The sequence below is a fragment of the Pseudomonas sp. P7758 genome, assembly GCF_013386485.1.
Lineage (GTDB): Bacteria > Pseudomonadota > Gammaproteobacteria > Pseudomonadales > Pseudomonadaceae > Aquipseudomonas.
The window spans coordinates 1-598 of sequence record NZ_JACARS010000249.1; the positions used below are offsets into that span (position 1 = coordinate 1).

The 598-nt window shown below is 41.3% G+C and carries 1 protein-coding gene; it reads right to left on the reverse strand.

The window, feature by feature from the left end:
- Positions 1-87 precede the first annotated feature (87 nt).
- Positions 88-474 carry an SMI1/KNR4 family protein gene (locus tag HX873_RS31255; RefSeq protein WP_177123828.1) on the reverse strand — a complete coding sequence of 129 codons (387 nt, stop codon included), beginning with the start codon at positions 472-474 and terminating at the stop codon, positions 88-90.
- Positions 475-598: the final 124 nt, after the last annotated feature.

The following is a 598-nucleotide window of genomic DNA, read 5'->3' on the forward strand; positions in this document are numbered from 1 at the left end:
GCTTGTTACGAGGGGCTGCAATCGGCCAAAAGCAGCCGGTCAAAGCGTCTAAGAAACCAGGGGCGATTCACTTACAACACCAAAAAATCACGGGAGCACACACCCATTATTAACCCAATTTGTTAAAGAAGCACCCACGCGATCAAAATCATCTGGATCCATGCTACCCTGATCAACTATATACACACCCGTTCCTTCATACGGGACTAAAATAGCTCTGCCTCCGCTATCATCTCCGATAGCGAGATACCCTGCCGCATATTTTATCGCGCCCATAGTTTCATTTCTTTCAAAAACGTCCTCAATGGCATAAATAACCAGTCCATTCTTGTGCCACACCCCGTTAGATTGACTCAAGAGAAACTTATACTCACATGGAATTTTTTCTTCTAATTGCCGCTCTAAACCCTGAAGTTCGTATTCAGAAGCACCAGTTCCAAATTCAATCACACCGTTCAAATTTTTAATATTCATTTAAATACTCCTATCGATTTAAAGTATTTATAATTATCTTTTATAGCCTTACGTGCCACCGACTCTGACACATTCGCGTCTATTTGAATTGCCCCGATTTTCCTAGATATGTCAAAGTCTAAAA